The following is a 17,746-nucleotide window of genomic DNA, read 5'->3' as shown; positions in this document are numbered from 1 at the left end:
TTATGTATCGAAATTCATGAAAAAGGTATTCATCGACCACTGGGGGCCGGTGAGGAGGGCGTGAACCGGTGGCGGGGCAAGGCGGACCTCCCTCTCGTCCCGGTTCATCACTGGGCGAGGAAGTGCTCCATCAGTCGCGCCGCGGTGACTGCGCCCCCGCATCAGGAAGAGGGAACCCGGCCCAAGCGTGGCGACGCGGGTGCGTCGTCCTGGTCCCGCGACGGGTCCTGGAACTCCACGCCGCGGCGACGGGAGGGGACCGGGAGCGGGCCGGCGCACTGCTGGTGGAGCTCCTGCCGTTCGTCCGGTGTACCCGCCCGGGGGAGTCGGACGGTGGTGCGGGAACCGACCGCCGGGAAGTGCCCGGCACAGCCAAGGCCACGGCCACCGGCGTCACAGGCGTTCGTCGCCGGGCACCGGCGACTCCTCGGTTCTGCCCGGGGTCGGCAGAGTGCGGGACAGGGTCGAACGTTCCGCGATTCCGCGCCGAGGTGACGGCGAAGGCGCGTGTGCCCATGGGGGGACCGCTGTCGCGCGGTGTCCTGTGTATCGTCACCGCGAAGCGCGCATATGCCTCAGAACGCATGTAGGGGAGCGGCCGGTGCCGACTGGTGCTACGCACACGAGGCGGGGTGCGCTGCGCGTACTCGTTCGCGAGGTGCGCGGTGGTCTGCACGGCAGGCAGGTGGCCCTGGTGGCTGCGGGAATCTCCTTCTTCGGAATGGTCTCCGTCGTTTCCCTGGCACTGCTCCTGCTCCGGCTGTGCGCGTTCGTGCTCGGTGCGGACGACACTCGGCGGGCCGTGGCGCAGATCGCGGACGTGCTTCCCCAGGGGCACGGAGTGCAGACAGGACTGCGGACCCTGGCCGAGGCGGCGGTCGGGCTGTCCTGGCCCGCTCTCGCCATCGTGCTGGTGCCCGCCACCGTGTACGGCGAAGGGCTGCGCCGAGGCTTCCTCCACCTGTCCCCGGCGGCGGCGGAGGACGACACGTTCACCGCCTGGCGGGGCAGGCTGGGGCTGGTGCCCGCACTGGTGGCGGCCCCGCTTCTGATGGGCACCGCCCTGTCCGCCGGCCCGGCGCTGGCCCGGCTGGCCGACGCCGGCGGCCGGCACGCCGCCCTGTCCGCCTTTCTGGCCTTCCACCTGCTGTGGGTCCTGCTCTCCACGGAAGTGCTCCTGGTCTTCCGGTTCGTCGGCGTCGGCGCCGCCGCTCCCCGGGCGGTGGTCCCGGCCGCCTTCGTGACGGGGGCGTTCCTGTGCGGTTTCCTCTGCGGCTTCGTGGTGTTCCTGGCCATCCCGGTCGACTGGAGCCTGCCGTTCGGCGGGCTCGTCGCCCCCGGAGTCACCGTGGCACTGGGACTGTGGCTGTACCTGCTGCACGCGGTCCTGCTCGTCGGCTACCAGTTGATGCTCCGCCTGGACAGCCGTACAGGATCCCTTCTCGCGATGCCCCGCCCTCCCCGGAGGAGCCGGGTACCGGGCGATCGCCCGGACGGTGAGCCGGCTTCTCGGCCGCGGTCCGGAGCGCCCGCGGTCGCGGGGAAGCGCTTCCGCGGACGCGGGACGGTGTCCACAGGACCCGGGGGGCACGGCCGCGACGACGCCCTGGCCCGGTGGGCCGAGCTCCACGGGGGGCACGACCCCTCCGGCAGCGTTCCGGCCTCGATGTGGGTGCTGCTGGTTCAGCGCTGCGCCTCCATGCGTCCGCTCCGTGCCCTGCCGCCCGATCTCCTCTCGCTGGCAGGACCCGTCGCGGTTGCCGCCGCCGTGGGACCGGCGGCCGCGGGCGGCCGATGGCCGCTGGCCTCCTGCGCGCTCGTCGTCCTGTCAGGCCTGTTCGACGGGCTGGACGGCGCGGTCGCCGCGATCACCGGCCGGGCCCGCCCTCTGGGAGCCGTGGTGGACGCCCTGGCCGACCGGGTGGCGGACCTTCTGCTCGTCGCGGTCCTGTACGTCCTGGGGGCGCCGGCCTCCTGGTGCCTGGCGGCCGCGTTCCTGGCTCAGCTGCACGAGTACGTGCGGGCCCGGGCCAACGCGGCGGGAATGCGCGGGGTCGGGGTGCTGAGCGTCGCCGAACGGCCGCTGCGGGTGGTGCTGTGCGCGGTCGCGTGCCTGGGAAGCGGTCTGCTGCCCGACGGCACGCCGGGGACGGGGTGGGACTGGGCGGTGGTGTGCGTGGTGTGCTGGACGGCGACCGGAGCCGTCGGCTTTCTGCAACTGGTGGCCGGGGTGGCGCGGGCGCTGAGATAGCGGCTCCGCGGGGTCAGGCGTCGCCGATCTGCGCCGCGGCGATCTCCGCCGACAGCGCCACCAGCGGAAGGCCGCCGCCGGGGTGGGCGGACCCGCCGACGAGGAAGAGCCCGGGGATGGGGGAGCGGTTGGCCGGCCGCAGGAAAGCGGCGCGGACGCCGTTGGACGAGGTGCCGTAGATGGCGCCGCCCGGGCTCCCGGTCTCGCGTTCCAGATCGAAGGGGCTGCGGGCCTCGTACCACAGCAGGCGCGGGCGCACGTTCGTGCCGCGGGCGGCCATGATGTCCAGGATCCGCTCGGCGTAGGACTCCTTGAGCCCCGGAACGGTCCAGTCGACGGTGCCGGGCTCCCCCCGCGGTGCGTGCCGGGGGGCGTTGACCAGAACGAACCACGCCTCATACGCGTCACCGGGGCGCAGCGCGGCGTCGTCCGGCGCGCTGATGTACACCGTCGGGTCGGCGGCGGGACGGGCCGGGGTACCGAAAACCGCGTCGAACTCCGCGTCGTAGTCCACCGGAAACAGAACCCGGTGGTGCGGTGTCCGGGGATCCCGCCCGCGCAGCGCGAGCAGGAGGACGAACCCGGCCAGCGAGGACCGGGCACGTGCAAGGGCGGCGAGGGGCCGGCGCCCGCGCCGGTCCGCTGCCAGGCGTCCGTAGAGGACCGCGGCGTCGACGCCGGAGACGACGACATCTGCCGCCGCCGTGCCGCCGTCCGCCGGCCGTACCCCGGTGACGCCCCCGCCCGAGGTGTCCACCGCGGCGATCTCGCAGCCGTAGCGGAACCGCACCCCCAGCTCGGCGCAACGCTGCTCCACGGCCTCGGCCAGCAGGCGAAGACCGCCGGGAACGTACCAGGTGCCGTAGTGCTGCTCCACGTACGAGACCACCGCCATGACGCCGGGGGCGCGCCGGGGATCGGAGCCGCTGTAGGTGGCGTAGCGCTCCAGCCACATGCGCAGCCGGGGGTCACGCAGGTACCGCCGGCCGGTGCCCCGCAGGGTGCGCCAGGGGGCGACGGCGGCCAGGTCGCCGGGGCGGACCGAGCGGCGCAGCAGTCCCGCCGGGCCGTCGAGCGGCCGCCGCAGCACGTTCTCGCCCACCAGCCGCCACAGCTCGCCGGAGGCCGCGTGCAGCCGGGCCCACTGCGATCCGGCCCCTTCGCCCAGGGCATCGTCCAGTGCGCCGGGCACCAGGCGCGGGTCACCGGGCATCGCCAGGCCGGTTCCGTCGGCGAACCGGTAGCTGCAGGCCGGCTCCACCGGCCTCAGCGGTACGCAGCGCTCCATGGGCGCGCCGGTGTCCGCGAACAGCCTGCGGTAGACCTCGGGCAGGGTCAGCAGCGACGGCCCGGTGTCGAAGACGAAACCGTCCCGGCGCACGGTACCGAGTTTGCCCCCGCACGCGACCGCTCGCTCGTACACGGTGACCTGGTGCCCCTGGCCGGCGAGCCGGGCGGCGGCCGCCAGCCCGCCCATACCGGCACCGATCACGGCGACACGGGCCACCTCAGCACCCCCCTCGCAGCGGTCTGCCCTTCCACGTCAACGTGGAGCGGCGGTGACCGATCCAGGACCGCGCGGTCAGCGCCACCAGCAAGCCCACGGACACCGGGTGAGCCAGCGCGTCCGGCCAGCACCGCCCACCCGTGCGCCGCGCGGTCAGCGCCCGCCCCGCCACGGCTGCGGCATATCCGGCCGCACCCCAGCGCGACCCCCGCAGCACCGCCAACGGGGGCACCACATAAGCCCAGAGGAGGAGGGCGCACACCGCCGCCGCGCCGACGCCGGATCCGAACGCCGCCCACAGGGACTTGCCGTATCCCTCACGCAGATCACGCCAGCCGTCGTACATCCGGCATCTCGCTACCCGGCTGCCGTCCACGACCCCGCCCCGGCCGCCGGCCAGCTTCAGCGCCCGGATGAGCGCCATGTCCTCAAGGACCTCGTCCGTGACCGCGGCGAAGCCGCCGCAGCCGTGCAGGGCAGTGGTGTCCACGACGAGGAACTGGCCGTTCGCCGCGGACAGCGCCGGCCGCGGCGAGGTCTCCGCCCGCCGCAGCGGCAGCGCCGTGAGCCAGGACCACTGCAGCAGCGGCTGGACGAGCCGATTGACGGATCCCTCGGCGACCTGGCGGGGGAAGGGGGAGATCAGGTCGAGTCCGGCCGAGCGCAGCAGGGCCACCGAGGACGCCACCGCATGCGGCGCGAGCACCACGTCCGCGTCCACGAAGACCAGTACGCTGCCCCGCGCGAGCGACGCGAGCTGCTGGCAGGCATGGGCCTTGCCCGGGGAGCCGGGCTTCGGTGCCGTGCCGCGCACGACCCGGGCGTGCCGGTACGGCCCGCACAGACGGCGGATCACGTCACCGGTGTCGTCGGTGGACTGGTCGTCGAGCACGATGACCTCTGCCCGGGGCACCCGTTCCTGCGCCAGCAGGGACCGCAGCGCGGGGCCGACACGCCCGGCCTCGTTGCGCACCGGCATCAGGAGGGACACGCGCTCGGCCGTCGGCGGCGGATCCGTCGGCGGAATCCGCAAGGCCCTGCTGTTCCAGACGCTGTGCACGGCACCGGCGACCGCCAGCACCGATCCCGCCGCGACCGCCATCCGCGCGGAACCGGGCCGGCTCACCCCCGTCTCCCGGCGGCGCCCACCACCCGTACGGCCAGCGGCACGGCGACCAGGCCCATCAGTACTCCCCCCGCCAGTGCCACCTGTGGGCGGCCGAAGAACACCAGGCAGGCCATCACCGAGGAGGCGTAGGTCCACAGGTACAGCACGACGGCCGGACCACCGGGTGTGCCGTTCCCGGCGTGCGGCCGCACCGAGCGACGGGAGGTGGCGTCCAAGGCGGCGACCATGACCACGGACACGGCCACCCACCCGGCGAAGTTGGTCAGCGGTACGCCCTCCACGCCGGGAAGCCCCGGATGCGGGTCCGACCAGACCCAGCGGCCGGCATCGACCATCTGCGGGTCGAGGAAGACGTCCCAGGAAGCCAGCGCCCACCCTCCGATCACCGCCGTCCGCACCCGGGCCGCGATCGTCCCGGCACGCTTCCGGCTCCCGGCCAGCACACGCCCCGCCTCCAGGGCGGGCCAGGCCATCATGATCCAGGCGAGAGGCACCACCACCGGCACCCCCGCCACGCTCGGACCCAGAGAGCCCGTGTAGTGGTAAGCGCCGAACGGAAAACCCGTGCGCACCCCCACGGCCTCCACCACCAGGCCCCCCAGCCCCGCCACCGTGAACAGCGCCAGCGGGCCCCGCACACCGTGCCGCAGCGCGGCGGCCGCGACGGACGCCAGGCAGAAGACCACCACGCCGACGACGGTGAGCGCATCGCGCCACGGGCCGGATACGAGCGGATAGGGAATCTGGCACAGTACGGCGGCCGCGGCCAGCGACCAGGCTGTCCGCCGACCGGTTCCGAGCCCACGGCGCAGCGCCGGCCGTTCCTGTACCTGAACCATGCGACGAGCATAGGGAGACGACCTGGTCCCACCGCCGAGGCGGCGAGACCGGCACCACGGGCTTCACCGGTACGGACCACACGACGGCGCGGCACCCGTGAACGCCCTCCGCACGGATCCGGGACCGGGCGAACCGCACGGCGCCTCATCGTCCGGTCGGCGACAGCGGCGGGAAAGCGGTCCGGAACGCCCCCGACGCGCACCGTCTCGCCGCACAGGCGTCCGGACAGGGCTCGCACGAGCACCTCGCCCGCACTCCGGCCCGAGGCGCGCATCGAAGTCCTGGCTAGCCGGCCACTGCGCGGCGGCCGGTCGGGCCGCGGCGGAACGTACGGTGAGGCCGACCGCGTGCCATGGGTGGGGAAGACGCCGCACTCGCCCGTGCGGCCGGCCGCTCCGCCGGGGCACACCGGCGTCGTGCCTCGACCGCGGGCAGCGCATCGGCTCCCGGCCCGTACGCGCGTGGGCCCGCGACAACGGCTACGGCCCCCCGACCGCGGACGCGTCCCCGCAGCGCTCCTCCAGACGTGGGAAGAAGCCCGCCCCGGCTGAACCGCGACGGCCCGGCCCGCGGCCGCACCGGACCGGATGCCTCTGCCGCGGTGGGCCGCACACGGGTATCCGGCAGGAGCCGACGGGTATTCGAGCAGCGGCGCCGCCGCTCTCCCGGTCGGTGCGCGCCGGAGCCGGCGCCTGGGACCTCTCGGGGCCGACAGGGCCGACCGGCCCCTTGATGAGCCTGCTGGTCCCTGGCCGAAGTGAGCGGTGTCGCCGAGGCTGGGGGACGAGATGCCGCTTGCGGCGGCCTTCCGGGACGGGAGAGCGAGAGGAGCGATCCGATGACCGCCGAAGGGGAGGGTTCCACCGCCGGCCTTGACGCGGTCGCCGTGGCCCGGAAACCGCGCCTGCGCGCGACACCGCCGTGGAACGTGTACGCCGTCGGCCGCCCTCGAAGCATCCGCCGCCCGGCCGGCCAGGTCCTGCCGCACCACGCCCCCGCCGCTGCCCTGCGCGTGAAGGAGTAACCGATCATGGTCCACCAGCCGCCCGGTACGGCCCCGCCGCACACCTTCGAACCGGTGGCCGACGCTCACCTGCATGGTGCCGCGCAGGTGGCCGGGCTCCTCGGCGTGGACCCGTCCGCAGGCCTGTCCGCGGCTGAGGTGCAGCGGCGGGCCACCGTCTGGGGCACCAACTCACTGGCCGAACCCGCCCGCCGGTCGCAGTTGCTGCGCCTGCTGGACCAGTTCCGCAGCTGGCTGATCGGCATCCTGCTCGCCGCCGCGGTCGTCGCCGGCATCATCGGCGACATCAAGGACGCCATCGTCATCACCGCCGTCCTCGTCCTCAACGCCGTCATCGGCTACCTGCAGGAACGCCGTGCCGAGCGCAGCCTGGAGGCACTGCGGCAGATGCTGGTGCCCACCGCCCGGGTACGCCGTGACGGCCGGGTGCAGGTGGTCCAGGCCGGCACCCTGGTGCCCGGCGACGTGGTCCTGCTCGAAGCCGGCGACCGCATCCCGGCCGACGGCCGCCTGGTGGTCGCGGAGTCCGTCGAGGCCGCCGAGGCCACGCTGACCGGCGAATCCCACCCCGTCGCCAAGTCGACCGCCCCCGCCCCGGCCGACGCCGAGGACCCGGTGCCCGTCGCCGAACGCACCGGCATGCTGTTCATGAACACCGCCGTGACCCGCGGCCGCGCCGAGATGATCGTGACCGCCACCGGCATGCGTACCGAGGTCGGCCGGATCGCCGCGGCCCTGCGCACCGGCACCGAACCGCCCAGCCCGCTGCAGGTGCAGATGGACAGCCTGGGCCGGCGCCTGGCCCTGATCAGCGGCATCGCGGTGGCCGCCTACGCGATCGCGTCCCTGGTGCGGGGAGAGGACCTGGCCGACCTCGCTCTGCGAGCTGTCGCACTGGCGGTCGCCGCGATCCCCGAAGGCCTGCCCGCCGTCCTCGCGCTCACCCTGGCCCTGGGCGTGCACCGGATGGCCCGCCGGGGCGCCATCATCAAACGTCTGGCCTCCGTGGAGGCCCTCGGCTCCGCGACCGTGGTGTGCAGTGACAAGACCGGCACCCTGACCCTGAACGAGATGACCGCCCGAGCCCTGTGGTCGGCCGGACATTTCTACGAGGTGACCGGTGACGGCTACGACACCGCCGGCAGCGTGCGCCCGTCCGGCACAGGACCGGCGGCCACGGACCCACGGGACGCGGTCCTGCCGTTCGCACTGTGCAACGACGCCCGCCTCACCGGCGACGGCATCATCGGGGACCCCACCGAAGCCGCCGTACTCGTGCTCGCAGCCAAGACCGGCCTCGACCCCGGGACGCTGCGCACCCGCACGCCGCGCACCGGCGAGGTGCCCTTCGACCCGGCCGCCAAGTACATGGCCACCTTCCACACCGAGGCCGACGGATCCACCCGTGTCCACGCCAAGGGTGCCGTCGACGTCCTGCTGGACCGCTGCACCCACGTCCTGACCGAGCAGGGACCGGTCCCCATGGACGACGAGCGGCGCCGGGAGGTCGTCGCCGCCGCCACCCGGCTGGGCGGTCAGGGCCTGCGCGTCCTGGGCGCGGCCACCGCCACCGCCGGCCGGTCGAACCCGCGACAGGTGGCCGAACTGACCCTGACGGCGGTCGCCGGGATCGCCGACCCGCCCCGAGCACAGGCCCGCGACGCCGTCGCCCTGGCCCAGGACGCCGGTGTCACCGTCAAAATGATCACCGGGGACCACGCCGACACCGCCGCCGCCATCGCACGCGAACTCGGCATCACCGGTGACGTCGTCACCGGCGCCGAACTGGCCCGGATGAGCGGCGAGGAACTCGCGTCGCGCATCGACGGCATCGGCATCTTCGCCCGCGTCGCCCCCGAGCACAAGGTCACCATCGTCCGCGCCCTCGCGCAGCGCGGCCACATCGTGGCCATGACCGGCGACGGGGTCAACGACGCCGCCGCCCTGCGCGCCGCGCACATCGGTGTCGCCATGGGCATCACCGGCACCGATGTCGCCAAGGAAGCCGCCGACATGGTGCTGACCGACGACGACTTCTCCACCATCGTCCGGGCGGTGCGCGAGGGCCGCTCCATCTACGACAACATCACCACCTTCGTCCGCTTCCAGCTGTCCACCAACGTCGGTGCCATCCTCACCCTGCTCGCCACCGTGCTGGCCGGGCTGCCCGCCCCCATGACCGCGATCCAGCTGCTGTGGGTCAACATCATCATGGACGGGCCGCCCGCCATGGCCCTGGGCATCGATCCGCCGCGGGACGGCATCATGCGCCGTCCGCCCCGGCCGCCCGGCGAGCGCATCCTGGGCGCCCGCAGGCTGGGTGCCATCGCCCGCGCCGGCGCGGTCATGGCCACCGGCACACTGGCCGTCTTCGCGGTGGCCCGGAACCTCACCGATCCCGCGACCGCCGCGACCATGGCCTTCACCACGTTCGTACTCTTCCAGCTGTTCAACGCCCTGAACGCACGCAGCGAGGACGGTCCCGTCCTCGGCCGCCACCAACTGCGCAACCGCACCCTGTGGGCCAGCCTGGCGGCCGTCCTCGCGCTCCAGATCGTCGCCGTGCAGATCCCCTTCGCCCACGGCGTCTTCGACACCGTCTCCCTCACGCCCGTCCAGTGGGCCGTGTGCCTGGCCACCGCCTCCACCGTGCTGCTGACAGAGCACCTCTGGCGTGTCCTGCGGGCGGGGCGGGGCCACGCGGCGCGGCGCGGCGTGTGAGACATCCGAGCCCGGGCGGCCACCGGCGCGGCCTTTCTCCCCGTCGCCGTCCTGCTCTCCCACGGGGCCGGCCGGGCCCCGGCCCCGAGGTGTTCCGGGCTCAGTCGGCCAGTGAGCCGGCGAAGATCTGCCAGGCCAGGAGTGACTTCGCCACGAGGCTGAGGACCAGATAGGCCCTCTCGCCGTACGCGTAGTCGGACCACCGGCCGACTCCGCGGTACTGGAGCCACTGATTGAGACCGAAGCTGAAGAAGAGAGCGGCCTGGACGAGGACGATCCCGTACACGAAACCGGGGACGGTCTCGGCCGCGACGATGTTGTACGCGATCGAGATCCACGGCGTCACGCCCACCAGCGTCCCGAACCAGAACGGAAGCATCGTGGTCGCCACCCGTCCCGGCGGGTTCATCATCTCCTCGATCCAGCCGAACAGGATCATCCCGACATTGGCTCCGATGACGGCGATGACGGCGTTGATGGTGGTGATGCCCGAGTAGAAGCCGATGAGGAGCACCATCAGGGTCGCGCTCAGCGCGTACTCCAGCCACCGGAACCGGTTGATTCCACGCCTGAGATCGCGCTCGTAGACGCCGCGGAACACCGTCGCCGTCAGCAGGTGGTCCAGCGCCGCCAGGGCGAGGAAGACGGCGACGGCCCAGCCGATCGGCACGTCGAACAGCGATTCGGGGGCGGGCGCGTCCGTTCCCGGCGGCCCCTCGGGGACGGAGGAGGTGACGGTGATCGAGAAGCTCCCGGCGAGGAGCACGACCGCCACGGCCTGGATCAGGTGCAGCAGCGTGAGCCCCAGATTCCACGCGCGGAGCCCGGCCAGGCGTTCGGCGGTGACACCGGTGGCCACCGGTGTGTCGTCCTGTCTGCTCACGGTTCCTCCCGGGTCCGACGCCGCCGCACATCTGCATGGTCGTACCGGTCCGGGCGAGAACCACGGCAGTCACGGCACCGCCCCGCCGGAAGTCACCGGAGTGGCCCAGGGAACCGCCGCAGCCGGACCGCCGCCCCCCGTCAGAGGAGTGCCCCGGCCCGCCTGTGGAGTGCAGGCAGGTCGTCGCGTCACTCGGCGGGCTGTTCGGGCAGGCCTCTTCCTGGCACGCGGGCTCGTCGCGTTCTTCCCGGGCGCACTCGGCGCGGCACGTGCCGGACGGTGGGCGGACGGTTCCGGTCACCGGTCTCGCGCTCGCCCTGCTGATCCTCTCGTGGGCGGCGATGGTCAACCCCGCGAGCGGATTGTCACCCCGGCCGGTACCGATCGATCGGCGTGTCGTTGATGAAGGCGGGGGTCCCCGACCACGGGTCGGGGGGTGCCACCGTCTGCCGCGCCGCGGATCTCGTGACGGCGGCTCGGCCGAAGGGGAGGTCTGTACATGGTGGGGAACGAGCCCGCTTCCGGTTCGACCGGACTGCGTGAGTCCTACGAGTTGTGCGCGGCCGAGACCAGACGGTTTCTGGCACCGATGTGGAAGGCGGCCGAGGTACTGCCCGCCGCGATCCGTCCCCACGTCCTGGCCGTGCACGGCTTCATGGTGCGGACCGATCGCCTCGCCGACGAGCGTGGGACGCAGGGGGACCGGGAGGAGCGGATCGCCCGGTGGAGCTCAGAGACCCTGCGGGAGCTGCGTGCGGGGCGCGGTGAGCACCCGCTGCGGAGGGCGTTCGTGGACACCGTGCTGGGGAAGGGGCTGGACCACGCGGTGATCGAGGAGTTCCTCGACGCGATCAAAGCCGACTGCGCCTCCCCGCCCGACTTCGAGACGTTCGCCGAACAGCGGCGCTATCTGCGAGGGGCCGGGGGGACGGTCTTCGAGATGTGGGCTCCGCTGCTGGAGCCGAGCAGGCGGGAAGTGCCGTCGCTGATCTCGTTGCTGGGCGAAGTGTGCCAACTGGTGGACATCTTCGAGGACCTGCCGATCGATCTCGCCGCCGGCCGGTGCTACCTGCCGCGCGCCGACCTGCGGCGGTTGGGGCTGGAGGTCGGCGATCTCGCACGCGGTGAACGGTGCCAGGCGCTGGACGAGCTGGTGAGCATCCAGCTCGGGCGCTGGCACGGCCTGATGCGGCGGGTGGTGCCGGTGACCGGGATGGTGGCCCCGGAGTACCGGCCGTTCCTGCACACCCTGCTCCTGGGCGCACAAATGCAGTTCGACGAGGTCGTGCTCCGGCAGGCCCAGGTCTTCACCGGCGGCGTCGAACCACTGGTGTCAGCCGGAGGGACGGTTCGCCGCCCGGCCTGGCCGCACGCGGGTGCGGTGCCCGACCACGTCGCGGTGATCATGGACGGTAACCGGCGTTGGGCCGCGTGGCAGGGCTTGCCGGCCTCCCAGGGCCATCAGACGGGTGAGTGGGCCGCGATGCGCCTGGTCAACGCCGCTCTGCGGCTGGGAGTGCGGCACCTGAGCGTCTACGCGTTCTCCACCGAGAACTGGAGCCGTTCCCAGGGCGAACTGGCCACCCTGTTCGACACCCTGGGCCACGGGATCACCCAGGGCAGCGAGTGGCTGCACGAACTGGGTGTGCGGGTGCGCTGGTGCGGGCGGCGCGACCGCATCGAGCCGTCGTTCGCCTCCGCGCTGGAGCTGGTGGAGAGCCTGACCTCGAACAACGATGTGCTGTCGCTGACCGTCTGCGTCGACTACGGCGGACGGGAAGAACTGACCGAAGCCGCCCGCGCGCTGGCGACCGAAGTGGCCGCGGGGGCGATTCGGCCCGAGGACATCGGCCCCGCCGACCTGGCCCGGAATCTGTACGTGCCCGGCCTTCCCGACGTCGATCTGCTGATCCGCACCTCCGGTGAGCAGCGGATCAGCAACTTCCTGCCCTGGCATCTGGCCTACGCCGAGCTGGTCTTCGACCCGGCCCCCTGGCCCGACTTCGGCCTGGGGCAGTTGAGGAAGGCCGTCACCACGTACGCCGGTCGCCGGCGCCGCTTCGGCGGCGGCCTTCCCGAGGACGACCGCCCTGGGGAGCCGGCCCCGGCTTCCTGAGCCCGGGGCCGGCCCGTGCCTCACGGCTTCGGCGGGGTGTACAGGCCCTCGGCGGTCACATACGCCACCACCGTGTCGGCGGTGAACACGGGGGTGCCGAAGGTGGCGCTGTACACCTCCAGCAACTCGGGGGTGGGGCGCAGCGGCACCTCGCCGATCCGGACCCTCAGCGGCCGGCCCGCCGGTGCGCCGTCGGTGGTCAGCAGCCCCTCGGCCAGAGCGCACCGGAACACCGAACGGTGCCCGACCTCGACGCCGTTGACAACGCACCTTCCGGAGGCCACCCCATCCCGCAGAACGCTCTCGGGATTGACGACCCGGAAACCGCCGGCCTGCGTGCGGATCGCGATCCCACCTTCCATGGTGCCGCTGCCCGCGGCCTCCGGCAGGTGTTTCAGTGAAAGGCTGCCCTTGCCGGACGGTGCGGTGAACCGCACCGCCTGTCCCCGGGAGTCCTCAACCATCCGGGCTGGGGCCACTGCCTCCACCACGGCCTTCAACCGGCCCAGCTCCGCCTGAACCTGCTCGGTCCAGCGGACCTCGGCCCAGCCGCCGGAGATCGTGCCCCACCTGTCGTCCGCGGCGGCGGAGGCCGTCCCGGTGAACTGGGCCAGCAGGGGCGCGGCCGCGGTGGCGCCCAGGACCGTTCGTCGTGTCGCACTCATCGCTGTACGCACCATTCCTTCCCGGGCCGCAGGCACGGCCCAGGAGGATCATCCGACCGCCGGTATGCCCAGGCCGCGGAACGACCGGAAACCACCTGAAAGGGTGATAGGGGCGCCCTGCTGGGTGTATCCGGACTTGAGGGACGCCCGAGGTGGTAGCGCACGCCCAGACCGCCGTAGCCGCCGCGAAGCGGAGCCCGCCCGGGCGCACCGCGCCCAGGACCGTGCCGCGCTGGGCCCGGCGTCGCCTCGCCGGCCCGCCGGGGGACAGTTCATGGCGGGCCGTCTCCTCACCTCGGCGACTCCGGGGCGGAGGCCCTGAACGCCGGGTACGGCGAGCCCGTCACCGGACACAGCCCTGTACGGGCCGCTGGTGGAGACGACGGGCGCCACGCGCGCCGGCGCGCGTGGCGCCCGTCGTCTTCCCGTCAGCACCTCGCACCCCGGACGGCGAGGGCGTACAAGGTTCCGTCATGTCCGGCGTGTCTCCGTCACCGACCTACGAGTGCTCGCGGAGCCCCGGAGGCCTGAGCCGTACCGAGCCCCAACAGGCGGGGTTCCGCACTTCCGTGCCCATGGAGATGCGGAACCCCGCCGTGGCGGGCCGCGGCCCTGGTGATCGGGGCTCAGGCGGGATTGATCTTCCACATCTGGACGGTCGCGGGGGTGCCGCCCTGCCGGCGGGTGACGTTGACGTGGACGTCGGCCGCGGCCAGGCCGCGGTGGGGGCCCAGTGCGTAGCCGGGGTCGTTCTCGGGGGTGATGGTGTGGATGTAGGAGCGGCTGCTGGTCTCGTCGATCCACCAGGACTGGCGTGAGTCCCCGTCGGCGCAGCGCCTCACCCACACCGTCCCCTCGCCGCTGCTGCCCGGGGCCTTCTCGTTGGTCAGGCAGAACCGAGGGGCGCTCCCGTACGGCTCGCTGGGGGAGATGCTGTGGCTTCCGTCCGCGCGGCGGGTGAGGCGCCAGATGCTGCCGGCGCCGTTGTTGGCCATGGGGTCGGCGTCCCAGACCTGGACGCGCTGGCCCTCGGCCACGGTCTGGTGGTCGGTGGACAGATACCAGTTGCTGGCGTAGTTGCTGATGATCACATCCTGGCCCACCGGGGGCGCGGCGTGGGCCGGTGACACCGACAGTCCCACGGTGGTCACGGCGGCCACCGCAGCGGTCGGCAGAACCCGAAGACGTCCTCGGAGCAGCAAGATCTTCCCCGTCTCCTTCCAAGATCGATTTCGACGGCTGCCCGGTGCAGCCCCCGTGGCGAACAGCCTGCCTTCGCCGACGCGGCCTCGGTCAGAGCGCGGACGACCGCGCTGGGAGTACATTCGCGCCACTCTCTGTGCACGGCGGCGCGCATTCGGGGTGATCAATCCCGCCGATCGAGTGATAGCCGGCCTCCAGGCCCACCAGCCACCCCGGCGTCCGGTCCCCGGAGCCGAACCTGCGGCCGGGGCGCGACGTCCGACCACACCGTCGAGACCAGCGCGTCACTCGGCCTCGGCCTCGCGCTCCCCCGGCCGTACAGGCCCACTGCCGGCGCGCGATCGAGAACGGACACGGCGGCGACAACTGGACCCGCATCATCGACAGCATCCGAGGACCGCGCTGACCGAACGCGGAACCGGTGAACACACGCTCGGCCGCGACTCCGCCCGGACCGCATCGCCCACTTGCGTCCTCGGCGGACCGTGCCCCGGCATCTGACCCGGCCCGGAGTAGGGCTACGCCGACTCCACGATCTCTTCCTTCATGCGGCTTTCGTAGATCACACACCGTGATGTCCCCGTGATGTCAACGCCAGGCTACGTGTGAGTAACCTGACGTCCGCAGAAGCACGGACCTGCTTCTGGTACGGGGTGCGCGTTCCCTGGAACCTCCCACACAGCAGTCCCCATTGCCCGCCTGACAGGAGTTCAGATGCGCCTTCGCCATGCCCTGACTTCCCTCTGCGTTCTGTTGGCCGCCGTGCTGGCCGTACCTCTCACCTCGACCGCCGCACAAGCCAACACCTCCGAACCCGTCGTCTTCGTGCACGGCTTCTCCGGCAAGAGCGGCCAGTTCTCCACGATGGTCGACAACTTCAGAGCGAACGGCTACTCCGACGACCAGCTGCACGTCTTCGGATACAACTCCTACCTCTCCAACGTGACCATCGCGCACCGGCTGTCCGACTACATCGACGACGTCCGGCGCCAGACCGGCGCGAGCAAGGTCGACATCGTCACCCACTCCATGGGAGGCCTCTCCTCGCGCTACTACATAAAGAACCTCGGCGGCATCAACCGGGTCGACGACTGGGTATCGATCGGCGGCCCGAACAACGGGACCACAGTCGCCGGATGGTGCAGCCTCCTCATCATCTCCTGCGCGGAGATGCACCCCTGGTCGAGCTTCCTCTGGAACCTCAACGCCGGTGACCCGACTCCCGGCAACGTCAGCTACACGACCTTCCGCTCGCCCTGCGACCTCGTCATCTACCCGATCAGCAGCACGATCCTCGACGGCGCCGACAACCGCCGGACCGCCTGTCTCGGGCACATCGGGATGATCTCGAACACCGGGGTCGTCAATGCCGTGCGCGACGTCGTCTCCTGAGTAAGTACGCCCGCACCGCGGTCAGCCCGCTCCGAGGCCGAACCGGCTCCGGAGCGGGCTGCCGGCCGGTCCGGTGCTCCTCTCCGGGGCCGGAATCCGGCCTGCCGGCTGGTGCTCTCGCAGCGGCCGGACGAGCCGGCGCTGATGCCGGAGGTCGCCGAGCCCGACCACTTCGGAGGCGCCATGCAGGACATGACCGATGACGAGTACAGCGTCGCACCGGCCGCCGGTGACCGGTGACGCGGCCGGTGGGCGGTCGGCCGCCGATGCCGGTTTGGGGCCGGTGGTAGCCGTACCAGTCCGGTCGGCCCGGGAACGGCCTGTCGCTCGTGGTCCGAGGTGTGGGGCCGGACGTAGGCCCACTCCTCCGGCAGGGTGAGGTGGAAGCGTTCGACCTCGTCCTTCGTCCGCGGCCGTCAGAGCCTTGTCCAGCGAGTACTGATGCCCGGCTCATGACGGGTCTGCTGCCGGGTGGTACTGGCGTAGGCCCAGGCGTTGTCGGCCGGCGCCCGCTCGACGGTGGTGCCTTCGGCGGCGAATGCGTCCACCGGCCCGTCGTCGGCGCCCCGGCCCTCCTCCTGCGGTGGCTGGAACGTGAAGGGCCCCCGGCGGCCCGGGCCGCCGGGGGCGAACCGGGCGACGCCGTTCCCGGCCCGACGGGACCGGCGGCGGTCAGGACCGGTCGAGCCAGGCCCGGCACAGCCACCAGGCGTCGACGGCCCCGAAGGTCCCGGCCGGGTCGATCCCGGTGACGCCGGAGAAGCGCTGAATCCGGTTGCGCACCGTATTGGGGTGGACGAACAGCCGCTCGGCCGCCGCCGAAACATCCCGGTCGGCCTCCAGCCAGGCACGGACGGCGAGGGCGACCGGCTCGGCGTTCGCGCCCAGCCCGGCCAGCGCCGCCCCGTGGCGGTCGAGGAGCACCGTCGCCAGATCGGCCCGGTCCACCACCGCGGCGAGGGCCGCCACCTCGGCGACGTGCACCACGCCGGACCGCCCCGCCGACTCGGCCGCCGTGAGAGCGTCCACCGCGAGACGCCGTACGAGAGCCAGCCCTTCCGGGTCACCGGGGCCGGCGAGCCCGGCCGCCGCTCCCGCCCGGACCACGGCGCGGGCGGTGCGGGCCGGGGGCCGCCGGGCGTGCACGGCGACCAGCAGGCCGTCCACCAGCGCGGACAGTGCCCGGCCACGCGGGGCGCGGGGCGCGCGGTCAGGGGCGGCCGCGACCTGGGCGTCCTCCGGCCGGGCGACCAGCACCCACAACCCGCCCGCCGTCGGCAGGCCCGCCTCGGCGGCCGCCAGCGCCGCCGCCGAGCCGCCGGCGAACAGCCGCCGCAGCAGCGCCGCGTCCCGCTCGCTGCTCGGCGGCTCCTGGTCGGTCCCGGTGGCGCGATGGGCGGTGATCAGCCGAACCCTTACGGCCTCGGCCCAGTCGTCGTACAACTCCCTTGCGTCCAGGAGTCGTTCAGGCGCCACCCCCGCCGCGCCCGCCAGTTCCCGGGCGCGGGACCAGATCGCCCGCTCGGCCACGTGCACGGCCGCGAGCACGGCCTCGATGGACACGCCCTGGCGGGCGCGCGTCACCGCCAGTTCCTCCACGAACGACAGCTCCGCCTCCGTCGGCCCCCGGCGGGCCGCCAGCGCCCGGGTGGCCGCGGCCAGCAGCGCACGGGTGTGCCCGGCGATGTCGGCGGCGGGCAGGGCGGCGATCTCCTGCACCATCGTGCGGACGGCGGCCACGACCGAGGGCAGCAGGTCGTCCTCGCCGACGACCCGCTCGATGAGGTCGACCACCGGGGGCCAGTCGCCGCGAGTGTGCATCCGGCCATCCTGCCCGTCCTTGTGACCGGGAACAACGCTGGGGCCGAATCGGGTGACGCACGCCATGTTCCGGCCGGTGGGCCGCACCTACGGTTGGGTCCCACCACAAACCGGCCGCCACCACCGCCCCGCCCGCCCCGGGCACGTCTCCGGTCCCGCCGACGCTTCCCCGACCGGGCGCGGTGAACCGGCGC

14 protein-coding genes and 1 pseudogene are annotated in these 17,746 nt (G+C 73.0%); 7 read left to right on the top strand and 8 right to left on the bottom strand.

Annotated features, from left to right (window positions below):
* Positions 1 to 187: 187 nt before the first annotated feature.
* Entirely contained in the window at positions 188 to 2,251 is a 2,064-nt protein-coding gene (locus tag ACGRHY_RS00300; protein WP_491630949.1) for a YhjD/YihY/BrkB family envelope integrity protein, read from the top strand.
* Positions 2,252 to 2,264: 13 nt separating this feature from the next.
* Here the strand turns inward: ACGRHY_RS00300 and ACGRHY_RS00295 are convergent, their stop codons facing one another.
* The 3 genes from ACGRHY_RS00295 to ACGRHY_RS00285 are packed head-to-tail and all read right to left on the bottom strand — an operon-like array spanning position 2,265 to position 5,726.
* A complete protein-coding gene (locus ACGRHY_RS00295) occupies positions 2,265 to 3,758 on the bottom strand; it encodes a phytoene desaturase family protein (RefSeq protein ID WP_394633351.1) in 1,494 nt (497 codons plus the stop codon).
* A 1-nt stretch (position 3,759) separates the two neighbouring features.
* Positions 3,760 to 4,884 (bottom strand): glycosyltransferase family 2 protein, encoded by a 1,125-nt coding sequence (locus ACGRHY_RS00290; RefSeq protein ID WP_394633350.1) that lies wholly within the window; start codon positions 4,882 to 4,884, stop codon positions 3,760 to 3,762.
* A complete protein-coding gene (locus ACGRHY_RS00285; protein ID WP_394633349.1) occupies positions 4,881 to 5,726 on the bottom strand; it encodes a carotenoid biosynthesis protein in 846 nt (281 codons plus the stop codon). The genes ACGRHY_RS00290 and ACGRHY_RS00285 overlap by 4 nt, the downstream gene beginning before the upstream one ends.
* Positions 5,727 to 6,565: 839 nt before the next feature.
* Between ACGRHY_RS00285 and ACGRHY_RS00280 the strand changes: the two genes are divergently transcribed.
* Together ACGRHY_RS00280 and ACGRHY_RS00275 are read left to right on the top strand one after the other, a co-directional pair.
* Positions 6,566 to 6,751, top strand: a complete 186-nt coding sequence (locus tag ACGRHY_RS00280; protein ID WP_394633348.1) for a hypothetical protein — start codon at positions 6,566 to 6,568, stop codon at positions 6,749 to 6,751.
* A 6-nt stretch (positions 6,752 to 6,757) separates the two neighbouring features.
* On the top strand, positions 6,758 to 9,472 hold the full coding sequence (locus ACGRHY_RS00275; RefSeq protein WP_394633347.1) for a cation-translocating P-type ATPase: 2,715 nt from the start codon (positions 6,758 to 6,760) through the stop codon (positions 9,470 to 9,472).
* Between the two features lie 100 nt (positions 9,473 to 9,572).
* Here the strand turns inward: ACGRHY_RS00275 and heR are convergent, their stop codons facing one another.
* The gene (gene heR / locus ACGRHY_RS00270; protein WP_394633346.1) at positions 9,573 to 10,355 is read right to left on the bottom strand and encodes a heliorhodopsin HeR; all 783 of its coding nucleotides are present in this window, start codon (positions 10,353 to 10,355) and stop codon (positions 9,573 to 9,575) included.
* A gap of 499 nt (positions 10,356 to 10,854) precedes the next feature.
* Here heR and uppS point away from each other — a divergent pair, with 499 nt between their 5' ends.
* Complete coding sequence (gene uppS / locus ACGRHY_RS00265; RefSeq protein ID WP_394633345.1) at positions 10,855 to 12,471, top strand: polyprenyl diphosphate synthase; 1,617 nt, start codon at positions 10,855 to 10,857, stop codon at positions 12,469 to 12,471.
* A 20-nt stretch (positions 12,472 to 12,491) separates the two neighbouring features.
* On the opposite strand, the gene ACGRHY_RS00260 is transcribed toward uppS, so the two are convergent.
* Together ACGRHY_RS00260 and ACGRHY_RS00255 are read right to left on the bottom strand one after the other, a co-directional pair.
* Complete coding sequence (locus tag ACGRHY_RS00260; RefSeq protein WP_394633344.1) at positions 12,492 to 13,136, bottom strand: hypothetical protein; 645 nt, start codon at positions 13,134 to 13,136, stop codon at positions 12,492 to 12,494.
* Positions 13,137 to 13,762: 626 nt separating this feature from the next.
* Positions 13,763 to 14,287 (bottom strand): RICIN domain-containing protein, encoded by a 525-nt coding sequence (locus tag ACGRHY_RS00255; protein WP_394633343.1) that lies wholly within the window; start codon positions 14,285 to 14,287, stop codon positions 13,763 to 13,765.
* Positions 14,288 to 14,584: 297 nt separating this feature from the next.
* Here ACGRHY_RS00255 and ACGRHY_RS00250 point away from each other — a divergent pair.
* From ACGRHY_RS00250 to ACGRHY_RS00240, 3 genes and pseudogenes are all read left to right on the top strand, one after another.
* A pseudogene (locus ACGRHY_RS00250) lies at positions 14,585 to 14,745 on the top strand (imine reductase family protein); the annotation flags it as partial.
* Positions 14,746 to 15,101: 356 nt separating this feature from the next.
* Positions 15,102 to 15,731 carry an esterase/lipase family protein gene (locus ACGRHY_RS00245; protein ID WP_394633342.1) on the top strand — a complete coding sequence of 210 codons (630 nt, stop codon included), beginning with the start codon at positions 15,102 to 15,104 and terminating at the stop codon, positions 15,729 to 15,731.
* A 111-nt stretch (positions 15,732 to 15,842) separates the two neighbouring features.
* The gene (locus ACGRHY_RS00240; protein ID WP_394633341.1) at positions 15,843 to 15,971 is read left to right on the top strand and encodes a hypothetical protein; all 129 of its coding nucleotides are present in this window, start codon (positions 15,843 to 15,845) and stop codon (positions 15,969 to 15,971) included.
* A gap of 176 nt (positions 15,972 to 16,147) precedes the next feature.
* Here ACGRHY_RS00240 and ACGRHY_RS00235 read toward each other — a convergent pair whose 3' ends face one another.
* The gene (locus ACGRHY_RS00235; RefSeq protein WP_394633340.1) at positions 16,148 to 16,279 is read right to left on the bottom strand and encodes a hypothetical protein; all 132 of its coding nucleotides are present in this window, start codon (positions 16,277 to 16,279) and stop codon (positions 16,148 to 16,150) included.
* 124 nt (positions 16,280 to 16,403) lie between these two features.
* Positions 16,404 to 17,552 (bottom strand): helix-turn-helix domain-containing protein, encoded by a 1,149-nt coding sequence (locus ACGRHY_RS00230; RefSeq protein WP_394633339.1) that lies wholly within the window; start codon positions 17,550 to 17,552, stop codon positions 16,404 to 16,406.
* Between the last annotated feature and the right edge of the window lie 194 nt (positions 17,553 to 17,746).

This window comes from Streptomyces shinuiensis, assembly GCF_043660855.1.
GTDB lineage: Bacteria > Actinomycetota > Actinomycetes > Streptomycetales > Streptomycetaceae > Streptomyces.
This window is presented reverse-complemented; position numbering and strand designations above follow the sequence as displayed.